This is a genomic window from Pseudoxanthomonas sp. 97-1-1 (assembly GCF_057773125.1).
In genome coordinates this window covers 43,138-59,813 of the sequence record NZ_JBYMTJ010000001.1, presented here as the reverse complement: position 1 = coordinate 59,813, position 16,676 = coordinate 43,138, and the positions used below count along the sequence as shown (strand labels likewise).

Sequence of the window (16,676 nt, the reverse complement as noted above, 5' to 3'; positions counted from 1 at the left end):
CAATCGAGGGAAGCAAGGGACGAGTGGCGGCGGTGTTGCGGGAGGCGCCGGCTAGAATGCGCGCATGACGAAACAGTCCCCACCCACCTACGAACGCTATCTGCCCTGGCGGCGATGGGTGGAGATCGGGTTCTGGGTGGCGATGATCGGCGCCAACTGCATCGGCAACAGCATGACCACGCTGATCGACATGCGGCGGCAGGGCTCCGGCGTGGAGGCCTGGGAGCCGGCCGTCTGGGAAGCGAGCAGTGCGCTGGTGTGGCTGCTGGTCCTGATACCGGCGATCGCCTGGTACACCCGACGCTTCCCGCTGCATTGGGAAAACTGGCGCCGGCGGATACCCGAGTACCTGCTGGCGAGCATCGTGGTCTGCATCATCCACGTCGCCGGCATGGTCGCGCTGCGCGTGATGGCCTACCGCAGCCAGGGCATGACCTACGAGTTCGGCCCCTGGCCTCGCGAACTGGTCTACGAGTACCTGAAGGATATCCGCAGCTTCGCCACGATCGTCGTGCTGGTGGAGGGCTACCGCTTCCTGCTGCGCCGCTGGCAGGGTGAAGCCAGCCTGCTGGCCGAGCCGGACGAAGGTCCGCCGCTGGAGCCGGTGGACCGCCCGGAGCGCTTCCTGGTGCGCAAGCTGGGCCGCGAGTTCCTGGTGGCGGCCAACGATATCGAGTGGCTGCAGGCCGCAGGCAACTACGTCAATCTGCGGGTACGCGGCCACGACTACCCGTTGCGGAGCACGATCGCCGGCATCGAGACCCGCCTGGATCCACGCCGTTTCACCCGCATCCACCGCAGCTACATCGTCAGCCTGGACCAGGTGGCCTCGATCGAGCCGCTGGACACCGGTGATGCGCGCGTGCACATGAAGGATGGCAGCGCGCTGCCGTGCAGCCGCCGCTACCGGCAGGACCTGCGTCAGCGGACCGGGGCCGAAGCCGCCTAGGCGGCGCGGATCGCCGGCACGCGCGGCAGACGTTCCACGGCGTAGCTGGCCACCAGTTCGATGGCACCGCTGCGGACCGCGCCTTCAGGCTCCTCCAGCAGCGCTTGCAGGGCGACGCCGGGTGGGAGCGTGCGTCCCCACAATCCGGCCCAGGCGTTGCGGCGGTCCTTGGCCGCATACAGGGCGCGGTCGGCCATGCGCAGCGCGTAGTCCCAACCGCCTGTGGTGTTGTCGAAGAACGGGAAAGGGGCGAAGCCCAGCGAGACGGTCAGTGGCCAGCGCTGGCCTGGCGCCAACTCGTGCGCATCGCACAGTGTTTCCTGCACGCGCGCCGCCACCGCGCAGGCCTGGGCTTCGGTCAGGTCCGCGCACGCCATCAGGAACTCCTCGCCACCCCAGCGGGCGATGACGTCGTCCGCACGCCCCAGTTCGCGCAGCTGGCGCGAGAGCGCCACCAGCACCTGGTCGCCGGCGTGGTGGCCATGACCATCGTTGACCTGCTTGAAGTGGTCGATGTCGATGAGGAACAGCACATGGCGCGTACCGGCGGCGGGCCGCTGCAACGACATGGCCTTCAGCGACTCCGTGGCGGCGCGGCGATTGCGCAGGCCGGTCAGGGGATCGGTGGCACTGACCTTGCGCAGCTGCCGATTCTTGCGACGCTGCAACAGGCCGAAGCCGACACCTGCCAGCACCAGCAGGGTCATCAGCGTCACGCCCGCACGACGCAACAGCGCGGATTTCTCGTCATTCAGCACGCGGATCTGTGCCTGGTGACGCATCTGCTCCAGTTCGCGCTGGGCCTGTGCGCTCTCGCTCCGCGCCTGCAGATCGGCCAGCAATTCCAGCCGCTGATGCCTCAGCGCTTCCATCTCTAGTCCGTGCAGGCGGGCACCCACCGCCAGTGCCTGCTCCGCCTGCCCCAGCGCGGCATGCGCCGCCATCCACGCGAGCAGCACTTCGCGCTGCTTCTGTGGCTGTGGCTGGTCGCCCACCAGGGCCCAGGCTGCGCGGGCGGTCTCCAGCGCCTGCACGCGTTCACCGGCCTTGCGCTGCAGGACCGACAGTTTCGCAAGCGAGCCCGCCTGCCCGGGCAGGTCCCTGTTCTTCGCCTGTTCGCGGATGGCTGCCGCCAGCACCGGCCGGGCCCGTTCCAATTGCCCCTGCCGGATCCACAGGCCTGCACGCTCGCTGCGCAGGCGATGCACCACGGTATGGGCCTGCTGGCGCTGGGCCATGGCTTCACCGGCGTCGATCGTTTCCATGGCGTCTGCATCGCGCTCCAGCGCGACCAGATTGAGCGCATGGTTGTGCACGATCAGGGGGTCTTCCAGGCCCACGCTGGCCGCTGCGGCCAGGGCTTTGAGGTAGTACCCGTCGGCCACTTCGGGCGAGGCCAGATAGTCGGCATGGATCAGCCCGATATTGTTGAGCGTGGTGGCCTGCACCAGCCCGGCATCGCGTTCGTCGAGCCGCGAAGAGACGTCGTAGGCACGGAGGTACGCGGCCTCCGCGGCGCGGATGTGGCCTGCGCCCTGGTAGATCGACCCGATCTGCGAATACGCGCGCATCCGCAGCGCGGGTGCGAGCGCTGGCGTTTCATCGACGCGCCGCTCCATCCGCTCGGCGGCGCTGATCGCCCGCTCCGGCTCTCCGCTCAGGCCGGCGGCGATGCCCAGGCAACTCAGCGTCTTGAGTTCATCCTCGACGTTCAGGTCTTTCGCTTGCAGCAGCGCGCTCGCCAGCACCACCGCCCTGGCAGGTTCGTCGCGCCTCAGTTTCAGGCACTGACCGACCTGGCTCGCGCGGTCGGCCACGGGCGCCGCCGGCGCGTCGCCGGCACAGGCCACGGAGAAGGCGAACACCAGCGCCAGGCCGAGCAGGCCGGACAGCAGCGATGCGGACGGTGCGATGTGGGTGGTCATGCCGGCAGCGACTCTGGGCAGGGCACCGGATGTCATGCAAGAACCGTTCCGCAGCCGGCGCGGCGCACCGCTCTGGTATCCTTCCCGACCGATTCCGCATCCCTGCCACGCACCCCATGATCGAGCTGAATCCCATCCGCCAGCGCATCGCCGACCTGCAAGACAGGCTGGCCTCGCTCCGGGGGTATCTTTGACTACGATTCCAAGCGCGAACGCCTGGAAGAAGTGAACCGCGAGCTGGAAAGCCCGGACATCTGGAACAACCCCGAATACGCACAGCAGTTGGGGCGCGAGCGTTCCCTGCTCGACAAGACGGTCAACGGCATCCGCGAGATCGAGGAAGGCCTGGCCGGTGGCTCCGAACTGCTGGAGCTGGCCGAAATGGAAAACGACGAGGACACCGCGCAGGCCGTGGTAGCCGACGTGGAGCGCTACGCCTCGCACGTGGACAAGCTGGAATTCCAGCGCATGTTCTCGGGCAAGATGGACGCCTCCAACGCCTTCGTCGACATCCAGGCCGGCGCCGGCGGCACCGAGGCGCAGGACTGGGCGGAAATCCTGCTGCGCATGTACCTGCGCTGGTGCGAGTCGCGCGGCTGGAAGACCGAGCTGATGGAAGCCAGCGGCGGTGACGTGGCCGGCATCAAGTCCGCCACGCTGCGCGTGGAGGGCGATTTCGCCTACGGCTGGCTGAAGACCGAGACCGGCGTGCACCGCCTGGTGCGCAAGTCGCCGTTCGACTCCGACAACCGCCGCCATACCAGCTTCACCTCGGTGTTCGTGTCGCCGGAAGTCGACGACAACATCGACATCGACATCAACCCGGCCGACCTGAGGACCGACGTTTACCGCTCATCCGGTGCCGGTGGCCAGCACGTCAACAAGACCGAATCGGCGGTACGCATCACCCACGTGCCCACCGGGATAGTGGTGGCCTGCCAGACCGGCCGCAGCCAGCACCAGAACCGCGACAACGCGATGAAGATGCTGGCCGCCAAGCTGTACGAGCTGGAAATCCAGAAGCGCAACGCTGAACGCGACGCGGTGGAAGCCACCAAGTCCGACATCGGCTGGGGCAGCCAGATCCGCAACTACGTGCTGGACCAGAGCCGCATCAAGGACCTGCGCACCGGCGTGGAGCGTTCGGACACGCAGAAAGTGCTGGACGGCGACCTGGACGAGTTCGTCGAGGCCAGCCTGAAATCGGGCCTGGAAGCGGGTTCGAAACGCATCGACGCCTGATCCGCTCACGAGTCACCCGTGGGAGCGACGCAAGTCGCGGGCTCTTCTCCGGCACTCGCTCGCGACTCACGTCGCTCCCACGCTCCAGAACACGACACGACCCATGACAGACCACACCCTTCCGCAGGACGAGAACAGCCTCATCGCCGAGCGCCGCGCCAAACTGGCGGCGTTGCGCGGGCAGGGCATCGCGTTCCCCAATGACTTCCGTCGCACCGACTACGCGGGCGACCTGCAGGTTCAATACCAGGACCCGGAGCTCTGGACCGGAGAGGCGCTCGAAGGCGGCGGCCGGCGCGTGAAGCTCGCCGGACGCATGATGGCCAAGCGGGTGATGGGCAAGGCCAGTTTCGTCCAGATCCAGGACGAATCCGGGCGCATCCAGCTGTTCCTGCAGTCCAATGCGCTGGGCGAGACCTACGACGCGTTCAAGGGTTGGGACATCGGCGACATCGTGGGCGTGGAAGGAGGGCTGACACGGACCCGTACCGGCGAGCTGTCCGTGAAGGCCGACGCCTTCCGCCTGCTGACCAAGGCGCTGCGTCCGTTGCCGGACAAGTGGCACGGCCTGTCCGACGTGGAACAGCGCTACCGCCAGCGCTACGTGGACCTGATCGTCACGCCCGAGGCGCGCGATGTCTTCATCAAGCGCTCGCGCATCATCCGCGCGATCCGCGAATGGCTGGACGCGCGCCGCTTCCTGGAAGTGGAGACGCCGATGATGCACTACATCCCCGGCGGCGCAGCGGCCAAGCCCTTCACCACGCACCACAACGCGCTGGATCTGGACCTGTACCTGCGCGTCGCGCCCGAGCTGTACCTGAAGCGGCTGGTGGTCGGCGGACTGGAACGCGTGTACGAGATCAACCGCAACTTCCGCAACGAGGGTGTCAGTACGCGGCACAACCCGGAATTCACCATGCTCGAGCTGTACGAGGCCTACGCCACGTATACCGAGATCATGGACCTGACCGAGGGCGTCATCCGCGACGTGGCGCACGAGGTGCTGGGCACCGGCCAGGTGGCGTGGGACGGCCAGGACATCGACCTGGAGCCGGCGTTCCGCCGCTGGCGCATGGACGAGGCCGTGCGCCACCACAACCCCGAGATCAGCGCCGCCGACTGTACCGACCGCGACGCGCTGGCCCGCCACTGCGAGCGCCTGAAGATCCACGTCAAGCCGTCCTACGGCTGGGGCAAGCTGCTGCTGGAGATCTTCGAGAAGACCGTGGAACACACCCTGGTCCAGCCGACCTTCATCACCGACCACCCGGTCGAGGTGTCGCCGCTGGCCCGCGCCAACGACAACGACCCCGGTTACACCGACCGCTTCGAGCTGTTCATCAACGGCAAGGAGCTCGCCAACGGGTTCTCCGAGCTCAATGACCCGGAGGACCAGGCGGCGCGCTTCATGGCCCAGGTCCAGGCGAAGGAGGGGGGAGACGATGAAGCCATGCACTTCGACGCCGACTACATCCGGGCACTGGAGGTCGGCCTGCCGCCGACAGGCGGGTTGGGCATCGGCATCGATCGCCTGGTGATGCTGCTGACCGGTTCGGACTCCATCCGTGACGTACTGCTGTTCCCCTACATGCGCCCGGAAAGCCAGGGCTGACGGGGGCGCCCCAAGCGTCAAGAGAGTGACGCTCAGGGGCAGAATGGGCTCCCGTCTGCATGAAGCGACGGGCCACCGGCCGCCGGCGGAGCTGTTTTCCGGCGCGCCACCCTGATCCACCGCGCGCCAAGGATGGACGGAAAGGCCTCATTCCGTGACGGAGGTCACCATGTTCTGCCCTGACACCCCCTGGCCACGGCTGGCACGCTTCCTGCGAAGATTCACACGCAGGACGGTCAATTTTCCGCCGCCCGCGCCGATAGAGATCAGGGGAGGGGGCCCCGGGATTCGCATCGGTTCCCTTCGTGGATCACGGACCCTGCCCGGGTCCGCGCCGCCGAACAGGACTGCCGACATGTTAGATGCGAGCGCTGCCACCGCCGGAGTATCCTTGCCCGACAGCCACGTGATGTGGCCACAAGGGGTGGGTAACGCTTTGAATATCGTCATCGTCGACGATCAGACGTCTGCGCGCACGATGCTGCGCCATGTCATCGAGGACATCGCGTCCGAGCTGACCGTCCATGATTTCGGCGATCCGCTGGCAGCGCTGGAGTGGTGCGAAAAGAACCGCACCGACCTGCTGCTGCTCGACTACCGCATGCCGGGCATGGACGGGCTGGAGTTCGCGCGCCGCTTCCGCCGGCTGCCGATGCATCGCGACATCGCGATCATCCTGATCACCGTGGTGGGCGATGAACCCATCCGCCAGGCCGCGCTGGAAGCCGGCGTGATCGACTTCCTGGTCAAGCCGGTGCGTCCGCGAGAACTCCGTGCACGCTGCCGCAATCTGCTGCAGCTCCGCCAGCAGTCCGAGAACGTCAAGCAGCGTGCGCTCTCGCTGGAGCAGCGCCTGCTGTCCAGCATGCACGAGGTCGAGGAGCGCGAGCGCGAGACACTGTCGCGGCTGGCGCGTGCCATCGAGTATCGCGACAGCGGCACCAGTGCGTATTTGGAGCGCATGGCCCACGTGGCCGGCCTGATCGCCGAACAACTCGGCCTGCCTGAAGACGAAGTACGCACCATCGAGATGGCCGCCCCGCTGCACGACATGGGCAAGATCGCCATTCCCGATTCGGTGCTGATGAAGGCCGGCCCGCTGACGGCCGAAGAAACCGATGTCATGCGTCGCCACCCGAAGATCGGCCACCAGTTGCTGTCGGGCAGCCAGAACCGCTTCATCCAGACCGGCGCCCTGATCGCCTTGCGCCACCATGAGCGCTACGACGGCAGCGGCTACCCCGATGGCCTCGTGGGTGAGCAGATTCCGTTGGAAGCGAGGATAGTGGCGGTTGCGGATGTCTTCGATGCGTTGATTTCACCGCGGCCGTACAAGAAGGCCTGGGAGAAGGACGCGGCGCTGGCTTATCTGTACGCACAGCGCGGTCGCCTGTTCGATCCAGCATGTGTCGACGCGCTGATCCGTGGGCGGGCGCGGCTTGACGACATCTGCGAACGCTACTCGACGGTGCAGAGCCGTCCAGGGATGGAGTAAGCCATGTCCAATGTCCTTGCATGGATCAAGTCCCGCCTGGCGCACCGTGGCGACAGCGAGCACGGGCAGGCGCTGATCCGGATCGCGCTGATCTCCATCATCCTGACCTATGCGTTGCTGCCTTCCTCGCGCACCGCGCTGCCGGCGGACGAATACACCATCGTCCTGACCATCATCACGTCGGGCCTGGTCAACAGTCTCGGCATCTTCGCCTGGCTGCTGGTGCAGCCGGGCAAGTCCCACGTCCGTCGCGGACTGGGCATGATCGCCGACTACGGATTGCTGGCAGCGGCGATGAACGGCATGGGCGAACCGCTCTCGTGGGCGTACGTCGTGCTGATGTGGATCACGGTGGGCAATGGCCTGCGCTACGGCAATCGCTACCTGGTGGTTGCGGTTGCGATGGCCAGCACCGCCTTCGCGGCCGTGGTCGCGATGAACGACTACTGGCGCGCCAACACGACCCTGGGCGTCGGCCTGGTGCTGGGCCTGATCGCCGTGCCGATGTACCTGTCCGGCCTGCTGCGCGACCTGACCCGCGCGACCGACGAGGCGCGTCGTGCGAACGAGGCGAAGAGCCGGTTCCTGGCCAACATGAGTCATGAATTCCGCACGCCGCTGAATGGTCTGGCAGGCATGTCGGAACTGCTGGCGACCACCCGGCTGGATGCCGAACAGCGCGAATGCCTGTCCACCATCCAGGCTTCCACGCGTACCCTGCTGGGTCTGGTTGAGGACGTGCTGGACATTTCCGCCATCGAGGCGGGCAAGGTCAAGCTGAACGTGGTCGAGTTCGCGCCCCGCGAACTGGTGGAGAGCATCGGGCTGATCCTGATGCCGCAGGCGCGTGGCAAGCAGGTGCGTTACGAAGGACACGTGGACGATGCCATCCCGCTGAAGCTGCGCGGTGATGCCGGCCACCTGCGCCAGGTGCTGCTCAACCTTGCCGGCAACGCGGTCAAGTTCACCGATGAGGGCGAGGTGCGGGTGGCGGTCACACCGATGATGGTGGATGGCCAGCACATGCGCCTGCGCTTCACCGTCACCGATACCGGCATTGGTGTCCCCGTCGCCTTGCGCGAACGGTTGTTCGAAGCGTTTGAACAGGCCGACGGCAGCCTGTCGCGGCGCTACGGTGGCACGGGCCTGGGCACGACCATCGCGAAGGGGTTGACCGAGGCGATGGGCGGCACCATCGGCTTCGAAAGCAATGAGCAACGGGGCAGCTGCTTCTGGGTCGAGTTGCCCTTCGAAGCCGTGCCCGAACGGGTCATGGTGCCGGCGGTGCACGGGCACGCCGAGTGGCTGCAGGAAGAGCAGGAAGCCTCGAGCGCGGAGAACATCATCGCGTTCTCCGATCCGTTCCTGCGCCATCGTGCACGCGTGCGCAGCATGCAGATCCTGGTGGCCGACGACCACGAGGCCAACCGCATGGTCGTGCAGCGCCTGTTGCAGAAGGCGGGGCACCGCATCACCTGCGTCAACGGTGGTGAAGAAGTGCTGGACGCGCTGGAATCGGCGTCTTACGACGCGGTGATCTGCGACCTGCACATGCCCGGCCTGAGCGGCCTGGATCTGCTGAAACAATTGCGCGTGATGGAAGCCGGCAGCGGCAGCCGCACGCCGGTACTCATCCTCAGTGCCGACGTGACGCCGGAGTCGATCCAGCGCTGCGAACAGGCGGGTGCGCGCGCCTTCCTGGCCAAGCCCGTGGTCGCCACGCGGTTGCTGGATGCGCTGGCGGACATCGCCACGTCGGGCCGCATCTCCGCGACCGCGACCGCGACGGTGGCCGCGCCCGTGCGTCCGGAAATGTCGGACGGTGTCCTCGATGTCAGCGTGCTGGACGAACTCACCGCACTCGGTATGGGGGATGCCTTCGAACGCGAGTTCATCGAGCAATGCCTCAACGATGCGGACGGATGCATCGGCGCCATGGCCCATGCGATGGAACGGGGCGACGGCGAACACCTGCGCGAGCACGCGCACGCGCTGAAAGGCGTGGCCAGCAACCTGGGCCTGGTGAAGCTTGCTGCAGCCGCAGGCGAGATGATGAGCCTGGCCGATTGGCAGATCACGCGTGAATGGCGGCACCGCCTGGCGGCGCTCAACTCGCACCTGAGCCACGGTCGCGCGGCGCTCGATGCGCGGCAACGGGTGCGTGGCGCCGTCGAGAAAGGCGGCGAGGGCACTTCGTCGTGACGCGCGGATCCGCCGCTGTTCATGCGATGGCATGCAGTGGCGAAACGCAGCGCGTCGGGTGTCCACGGGATGGATGGTCCCTGGCGAGTACGGTGACCCGGACTCGCCCTTGAAGGCGCGAAGGCGCGCTTCAACCCCCTGATTTTCCCTGCGTGTTTGCAGCAGACTACGGACGCTGCTCTCAGGCGGCGCGGATCGACCGCTTCTCCTGCGCGCGGACGATGCGCTCCATCATCTTCAGCGACTTGTCGCCCAGGGTCAGTGCGGTATCCACCCACACTTCGGTGATGCCCATCAGTTCGTCGTAACCCACGGGTTGGGCCAGGTTGCGGCAAGCATTCAGCGCCAGATGCGCGTGCGGTGAACGACGCTGCTTGTCGATGATCGTCTGCACGGCGGCGGCGCCCTGGCCCTTCGGCACCAGTACGTCGACCACGCCCATCCTGTACAGCTCGTCGCTGGTGTAGATGTTGCCTTCCAGGATGATCTTCTCGGCGACCTGTGGCGACACGCGCTTGCACAGGAAGGAGTAGGCGCCCATGCCCGGGAACAGGCCGAACAGTACTTCCGGCAGTCCCATGTCCACGCCTTCTTCGGCCACGATCGTGTGGCAGGACAACGCGATCTCCAGGCCGCCGCCCAAGGCATCACCCTGGATCAGCGCGATGGTGCGGACGTCGCCGCCGAGGCCGGTATTGAGGTGGTGGACGCCATCGATGCAGCGGCGCGCGTAGCTGAGCAGTCGGTCGCGGTTGTTCTCGCGGATCAGTTGCGAGAACAGTTCCAGATCGCCGCCAAGGTTGAACGCATTCGCGTCCGACGCGATGACGAGGTGACGCAGCTTGCCCGGCTGGCGCTGCGACTCGCGCAGGGTGATCGAGTTGGTGAAGCTCAGCACATCGTCGAGCATCTGGCTGCGGAAGCACGGACGCACGCCGGGTGCGGCATCGGAGTGCATGTACAGCCAGTGGGCATCACCGCTGGGTTCGGATTCGACGCGGATGGTCGGGAAGGCACGGGTGCGCTGCAGTTTTTCGACGTTGTTCATGAGGAGCTCCTTGGAGGGTTTCTTGCCCGCGCGGCAGGGGAAGCGGGTGACGGATTAATGTGACGCAGGTGGCATCACGCGCCGATCCTACACCTGAACGAATAATTAAAATCCAGTGCACGAGCGCGCTTGTGCGATGGAGAGCGCGCCAATGGCGTACCAGCATCACAATCTGTGATGGGCGTCTAGAATTCGCCCCTAAAGTCCTGACGGAAAAGAAAAAAGGCCGGCGCATGGCCGGCCTTCTTCAGACACATGAACAGGGCTCAGGACGCCTTGGCGGGCTCCCGAAGTTCCTTGCGCAGGATCTTGCCGACATTGGTCTTGGGCAGCTCCGTGCGGAACTCGATGTGGCGCGGTTGCTTGTAACCGGTCAGGTTGTCGCGGCAGTACGCCTTCACTTGTTCGGCGGTGAGGTTGGGATCCTTCTTCACGATGAAGACCTTCACGGCTTCACCCGACTTGTCGTCAGGCACGCCGATCGCAGCGACTTCAAGCACCCCTTCCAGGCCGGCGATGACGTCCTCGACCTCATTCGGATACACGTTGAAGCCGGAGACCAGGATCATGTCCTTCTTGCGGTCGACGATATAGAAGAAACCGTTCTCGTCCATCTTCGCCATGTCGCCGGTATGCAGCCAGCCATCGGCGTCCATGACGTTCGCGGTTTCCTCGGGGCGCTGCCAGTAGCCCTTCATTACCTGCGGACCCTTGATGCACAGTTCACCGACCTCGCCGACGGGCATGATGTTGCCATCGTCGTCCTTCAGGCAGGCATCGGTGGAGGGCACCGGCAGGCCGATGGCGCCGTTGTAGTCGTGCAGGTTCATCGGGTTGATGCAGGCCGCGGGCGACGTCTCGGTCAGTCCGTAGGCTTCGACCAGCGTCACGCCCGTGACCTTCTTCCATTTCTCCGCCACCGCACGCTGCACGGCCATGCCGCCACCGAGCGTCATCTTGAGGTTGGAGAAATCGACTTCATCGAAACCGGGCGTGTTGAGCAGGCCATTGAACAGCGTGTTGACGCCGGTGATCGCGGTGAAGCGGGTGGCCTTGAGTTCCTTGACGAAGCCCGGCATGTCGCGCGGGTTGGTGATCAGGTGGTTCAGTCCGCCCAGCTTCATGAAGACCAGGCAGTTCGCCGTCAGCGCGAAGATGTGGTACAGCGGCAGCGCGGTGATGATCACCTCGTTGCCGTAGTCCAGCCCCGTGCCCACCCACACGCCCGCCTGCTGCATGTTGGCCACGAGATTGCGGTGCGTGAGCATCGCGCCCTTGGCTACGCCGGTGGTGCCACCGGTGTACTGCAGGAAAGCGATGTCGCCGGAATCGATGTCGACTTCGGGCAGCGTGTGCAATTGTCCCAGCGTCAACGTGTCCTTGAAGCGTACGGTGCCCGGGATGTCGTAGTCCGGCACCATCTTCTTCACGTACTTCAGTACGAAGTTGACGATCGCACCCTTGGGGAAACCGACCAGGTCGCCCAGCGCGGTGGTGATGACCTGCTTGACCTGCGTGCCCGCCAGGGCTTCCTGGGCGGTCTTGCCGAAGTTGTCCACGACCAGCAGCACGCTGGCGCCCGAGTCCACCAGCTGGTGCTTCAGTTCGCGCGGGGTGTACATCGGATTGACGTTGACGACCGTCAGTCCCGCGCGCAGCACGCCGAAGATGGCGATGGGGTACTGCAGGCAGTTCGGCATCATGATGGCGACACGGTCGCCCTTCTTGAGCTTCAGTTCGCCGAGCAGGTAGGCCGCGAATTGCCGGCTGAGCTTGTCGATCTCACCGTAGGTCAGGGTCTTGCCGAAATTGCGGAACGCGGGACGGTCGCGGTACTTGCTGATCGCCTCATCGAAGACGGACACGATGGAGCGGTACTGCTCCAGGTCCACTTCCTGCGGCACGCCTTGCGGGTAACTCTTGAACCACGGACGTTCCTGACTCATCGTTCTGCTCCCTCCCCAGGGTCTTCGGGCTGCCTTGCGGCGAACTGTGGGCGAGCGCCCGGTCACGGACGCCTGTCGGGAGCATACCGTTCCGGATGGAAAAGGCGAAGGTTTCGATGTCGACAGTGAGGTGGAAGGGAGCCGGATGTCTGCTGGCGCTGATGCTGGGTCTGGTCGCGTGCACGACGGATACACCCGAAGCGCAGGTGCGGCAACGGTTCGACGACATGCAGGCGGCCGTGGAAGAGGGCCGCGTCGGCGATTTCATGGATGGCGTGAGCCGCGACTTCAGTGGCGATGGTGGCATGGACAATGCTGCGTTGCACAACCTGCTCAAGATGCAGACGCTGGCAAATGCACGCATCGGCACCACCACGGGACCGCTGCACGTTCGGGCGGAGGGCGATAGTGCTTCGGTTGCGTTCCGCGTACTGCTGACGGGGGGCAACGGTCGATTCCTGCCCGAGCAGGCGCGCAGCTACCAGGTGACGACAGCCTGGCACAGAGAGGACGGCGACTGGCGTGTGTATCACGCGCGATGGGAGGACGCCCGGTGATCATTTCACCGGCGTGAGTTTTCCGGCCGTCCATCGGTAGCGCAGCGTCCTCTCGACGGTCGGGCAGCAACGCGGATCGTTCGGGCCGGGCCATTTCGTCTTGAGTTCCACCACGCGATCGCGGACGGTCATTGCCTCGACGCTGCCCAAAGGTTCGTGCGTTTCGCCTGCCGGCACGTAGCGTGCTCCTTCCTGCGCCAGGACGGCCACACCATGGTGCCAATAGGTGGGGCCGTACAGGGTCCACAGCACGACGATCTCGTTCTGTCCGTCATTGTCGAGGTCGGTGATGACGACGTCCCCCGCCTCGTAGCCTTCCTGCGGATTTCCACCTGCCGACTGCTTGCCGGCGACGTACTGTTCGGCGATGCGCCGGGCCTGTCCTGCATCGGGCGACGCCGCCAGCGCTACCGGGGCCGAGGCGCCGGCGATGCAGGCAGACGCCAGCAGCACGCTCAAGCGAAGGATCATGATGTCCATGGCAGGGCACTCTGCAGCCTTCGAACGAAGGCCCTCTGCAGTGCAACGGAACCGGCGTGCGCAACCGGCAGCATGGAGGCCCGCTCCAAGAGTGCATTTGCATGCAAGGCCCCCCGCTGAGTTGAAGCAGGGGCGGGGCACGGGCCTCGAAATCCTCCGGGGCAGGCCGCGCGCAGGAAAAGGGCCGCCCGAAGGCGGCCCCATTCTCTTGCGCCGGAACCCCGCGACTGGCGGGTCAGGCTGCCTTGCGCGCCGCCAACTGGCGAAGGACGTAATGCAGCAGGCCGCCATGGCGGAAGTACTCGACTTCCTTGGGCGTCAGCAGCAATACCTTGGCCTGGAACTTCACTTCCGTGCCATCGGCCTTGCGTGCACCGACCGTGGCGACCTTGGCGGCGCCGTCCTGCAGGCCGGTGACATCGAACGTCTCCGACCCGTCCAGGCCCAACGACTGCGCGTTCTGTCCGTCGATGAACTGCAAAGGCAGCACGCCCATGCCGACGAGGTTGGAACGGTGGATGCGCTCGAAGCTCTCCGCGATCACCGCTTTCACGCCCAGCAGATTGGTGCCTTTCGCGGCCCAGTCGCGCGAGGAACCCGTGCCGTATTCCTTGCCTGCGATCACTACCAGCGGCACGCCATCGGCCTTGTACTTCATTGCGGCATCGTAGATGGACATCTTCTCGGGCGGCGTGCTGCCGAAGTACAGCGTGTTGCCGCCTTCCTCGCCGCCGAACATCAGGTTCTTGATGCGGATGTTAGCGAAGGTGCCACGCACCATGACGTCGTCGTTGCCGCGGCGGCTGCCGTAGCTGTTGAAGTCCACGGGCTGTACGCCCCGCTGCTGCAGGAAGCGGCCCGCGGGCGAGTCCTTCTTGATGTTGCCGGCGGGCGAGATGTGGTCGGTGGTGATGGAGTCGCCGAACAGCCCCAGCACGCGCGCGCCATGCACGTCATCGATGCTACCCACCTCCATTGACATGCCATCGAAGTAGGGCGGGTTCTTGATGTAGGTCGAGCCGCCGTCCCATGCGTAGAGTGCGCCATCGGGTGATGCGATGGTGTTCCAGCGGCTGTCGCCCTTGAACACGTCGGCATAGTTCTTCGCGAACATTTCCGGCCCCACGGTGCGCGCGATGAAGTCGCCGATTTCCTTGTTGGTGGGCCAGATGTCCTTGAGGTACACCGGCTGGCCATCGCTGCCCCGACCCAGCGGTTGCGTGGTCAGGTCGATGTCGGTGGTACCGGCGATCGCATAGGCCACTACCAGCGGCGGGCTTGCGAGGTAGTTCATTTTCACTTCGGGATGCACGCGGCCCTCGAAGTTGCGGTTGCCCGACAGTACCGAGGCCACTACCAGGTCGTCTTTGGAGATGGCGGCCGATACGTCGTCGGGCAGCGGGCCGGAATTGCCGATGCACGTGGTGCAACCATAGCCGACCACGTAGAAGCCGAGCTTCTCCAGGTCCGACAGCACGCCAGCCTTTTCCAGATAGTCGGTGACCACGCGCGAACCCGGGCCGAGCGATGTCTTGACCCAGGGCTGCGCCTTCAAACCCTTGGCCACCGCGTTGCGCGCCAGCAAGCCCGCGCCGAGCATCACGGCAGGATTGGACGTATTGGTGCAGGACGTGATGGCGGCGATGACCACCGAGCCATCCTGGAGATTCCAGGCGCCGCCGCTGTCCGGCGAGGATTCATGCGCGGCTTCGTGGGCGCCGACAGCGGTGCCGCCGCCACCCTCGTTCTTCAGGCGGTCTTCCTGCACCACGTCGATACGCTTGCGACGTGCGTCGATGAAAGGCGTCAGGTTGTCGCGGAAGTTCTGCTTCATGTCCTGCAGCAGCACGCGGTCCTGCGGACGCTTGGGGCCGGCCAGCGAGGGCCTTACGTCGCCCATGTCCAGGTGCAGCGTGGCACTGTATTCGGCGTGGGGACTGTTGGCGTCGTGCCACAACCCCTGCGCCTTGGCGTAGGCCTCGACCAGCGCGATCTGCTCCTCGCTGCGTCCGGACAGGCGCAGGTAGGTCAACGACTCGGTGTCGATCGGGAAAATGCCGCAGGTCGCACCGTATTCCGGCGCCATGTTGCCGATGGTGGCGCGGTCGGCCAGCGGCAGGTGCTGCAGGCCGTCGCCATAGAACTCGACGAACTTGCCCACCACGCCCAGCTTGCGCAGCATCTGGGTGACCGTCAGCACCAGGTCCGTCGCGGTCGCACCTTCCGGCAACTTGCCCGTGAGCTTGAAGCCGACCACCTGGGGAATGAGCATCGAGGAGGGCTGGCCCAGCATGGCGGCCTCGGCTTCGATACCGCCCACGCCCCAACCCAGCACACCGATGCCGTTGATCATCGTCGTATGGCTGTCGGTACCGAAGACGGTGTCCGGATAAGCGATGGCCTGGCCGTCCTTCTGCCCCGTCATGACCACGCGGGCCAGGTTCTCCAGGTTCACCTGGTGGACGATGCCGGTGTTGGGCGGTACCACCTTGAAGTTGTCGAACGCCTTCTGGCCCCAGCGCAGGAAGCCGTAGCGCTCCTTGTTGCGTTCGAACTCGATCTTGCCGTTGAGATCCAGCGCATCCGCGCTACCGAACACGTCCACCTGCACGGAATGGTCGATGACCAGCTCGGAGGGGATCAGCGGATTGATCTGGTCGGCATTGCCGCCCAGTTTCACCACCGCATCGCGCATGGCCGCCAAGTCGACCACGCAGGGGACGCCGGTGAAGTCCTGCAGCACCACGCGGGCCGGCATGAAGGCGATCTCGGTGTCGGGTTCCTTCGCCGCCTCCCAGTTCGCGACGGCATGGATGTGCTCGGGGAGCACCGATACGCCATCTTCGCAGCGCAGCAGGTTCTCCAGCAGGATCTTCAGGGAGTAGGGCAGGCGGGCGAAACCCTTGGTCGGGTCCAGTCGCTCGGCAAGGGCCGGGAGGCTGAAATAGGTGTAGGACGTGCCGTTGACGTCCAGGGAACGGCGGGTGGCGAAGGAATCGCTCATCGCGGAGGCTCCTGTAGCTATGGGAAGGGGCGCAGGAGCAGCATAGGCCGCCGTTCCTTCGCGTCTTGTCGATGCTTGCCCGGATTATCCGTCAAGACTGAGACGGTCGTGACCCGACCAAAGCCGAAGGGCGGGACGGGCAGTGATACGGGACGAGGCGAACTCCTGTGATGGGGTATGCCGGAGAAAGTATGTATAATTCGTCCATACTCA

General features: G+C 65.5%; 11 protein-coding genes. 6 read left to right on the top strand and 5 right to left on the bottom strand.

Annotated features, from left to right (window positions below; genetic code table 11):
* Positions 1-64: 64 nt before the first annotated feature.
* A complete protein-coding gene (locus AC3DET_RS00245) occupies positions 65-949 on the top strand; it encodes a LytTR family DNA-binding domain-containing protein (RefSeq protein ID WP_488390351.1) in 885 nt (294 codons plus the stop codon).
* Here the strand turns inward: AC3DET_RS00245 and AC3DET_RS00240 are convergent.
* Complete coding sequence (locus AC3DET_RS00240) at positions 946-2,874, bottom strand: tetratricopeptide repeat-containing diguanylate cyclase (RefSeq protein ID WP_488390350.1); 1,929 nt, start codon at positions 2,872-2,874, stop codon at positions 946-948. The genes AC3DET_RS00245 and AC3DET_RS00240 overlap by 4 nt on opposite strands.
* Positions 2,875-2,990: 116 nt before the next feature.
* Between AC3DET_RS00240 and prfB the strand changes: the two genes are divergently transcribed.
* From prfB to AC3DET_RS00220, 4 genes are all read left to right on the top strand, one after another.
* A protein-coding gene (gene prfB, locus AC3DET_RS00235) for a peptide chain release factor 2 (RefSeq protein ID WP_337729811.1) occupies positions 2,991-4,116 on the top strand; the annotation gives its coding sequence in 2 pieces (ribosomal slippage) (positions 2,991-3,065 and positions 3,067-4,116; 1,125 coding nt in all).
* A 103-nt stretch (positions 4,117-4,219) separates the two neighbouring features.
* Entirely contained in the window at positions 4,220-5,731 is a 1,512-nt protein-coding gene (gene lysS / locus AC3DET_RS00230) for a lysine--tRNA ligase (protein ID WP_446537119.1), read from the top strand.
* A 409-nt stretch (positions 5,732-6,140) separates the two neighbouring features.
* Complete coding sequence (gene rpfG / locus AC3DET_RS00225; protein ID WP_225590977.1) at positions 6,141-7,226, top strand: cyclic di-GMP phosphodiesterase response regulator RpfG; 1,086 nt, start codon at positions 6,141-6,143, stop codon at positions 7,224-7,226.
* 3 nt (positions 7,227-7,229) lie between these two features.
* Positions 7,230-9,428 (top strand): ATP-binding protein, encoded by a 2,199-nt coding sequence (locus AC3DET_RS00220; RefSeq protein WP_488390349.1) that lies wholly within the window; start codon positions 7,230-7,232, stop codon positions 9,426-9,428.
* A 181-nt stretch (positions 9,429-9,609) separates the two neighbouring features.
* Here AC3DET_RS00220 and AC3DET_RS00215 read toward each other — a convergent pair whose 3' ends face one another.
* Positions 9,610-10,476 carry a crotonase/enoyl-CoA hydratase family protein gene (locus tag AC3DET_RS00215; protein WP_142125420.1) on the bottom strand — a complete coding sequence of 289 codons (867 nt, stop codon included), beginning with the start codon at positions 10,474-10,476 and terminating at the stop codon, positions 9,610-9,612.
* Positions 10,477-10,742: 266 nt separating this feature from the next.
* Positions 10,743-12,422 carry a long-chain fatty acid--CoA ligase gene (locus tag AC3DET_RS00210; protein WP_446537116.1) on the bottom strand — a complete coding sequence of 560 codons (1,680 nt, stop codon included), beginning with the start codon at positions 12,420-12,422 and terminating at the stop codon, positions 10,743-10,745.
* Between the two features lie 125 nt (positions 12,423-12,547).
* On the opposite strand from AC3DET_RS00210, the gene AC3DET_RS00205 reads away from it, so the two are divergent.
* Positions 12,548-12,979, top strand: a complete 432-nt coding sequence (locus tag AC3DET_RS00205) for a nuclear transport factor 2 family protein (protein ID WP_488390348.1) — start codon at positions 12,548-12,550, stop codon at positions 12,977-12,979.
* Here AC3DET_RS00205 and AC3DET_RS00200 read toward each other — a convergent pair whose 3' ends face one another.
* On the bottom strand, positions 12,980-13,438 hold the full coding sequence (locus tag AC3DET_RS00200; RefSeq protein WP_337729806.1) for an LppP/LprE family lipoprotein: 459 nt from the start codon (positions 13,436-13,438) through the stop codon (positions 12,980-12,982).
* 256 nt (positions 13,439-13,694) lie between these two features.
* Positions 13,695-16,463, bottom strand: a complete 2,769-nt coding sequence (gene acnA, locus AC3DET_RS00195; RefSeq protein ID WP_488390347.1) for an aconitate hydratase AcnA — start codon at positions 16,461-16,463, stop codon at positions 13,695-13,697.
* Positions 16,464-16,676: the final 213 nt, after the last annotated feature.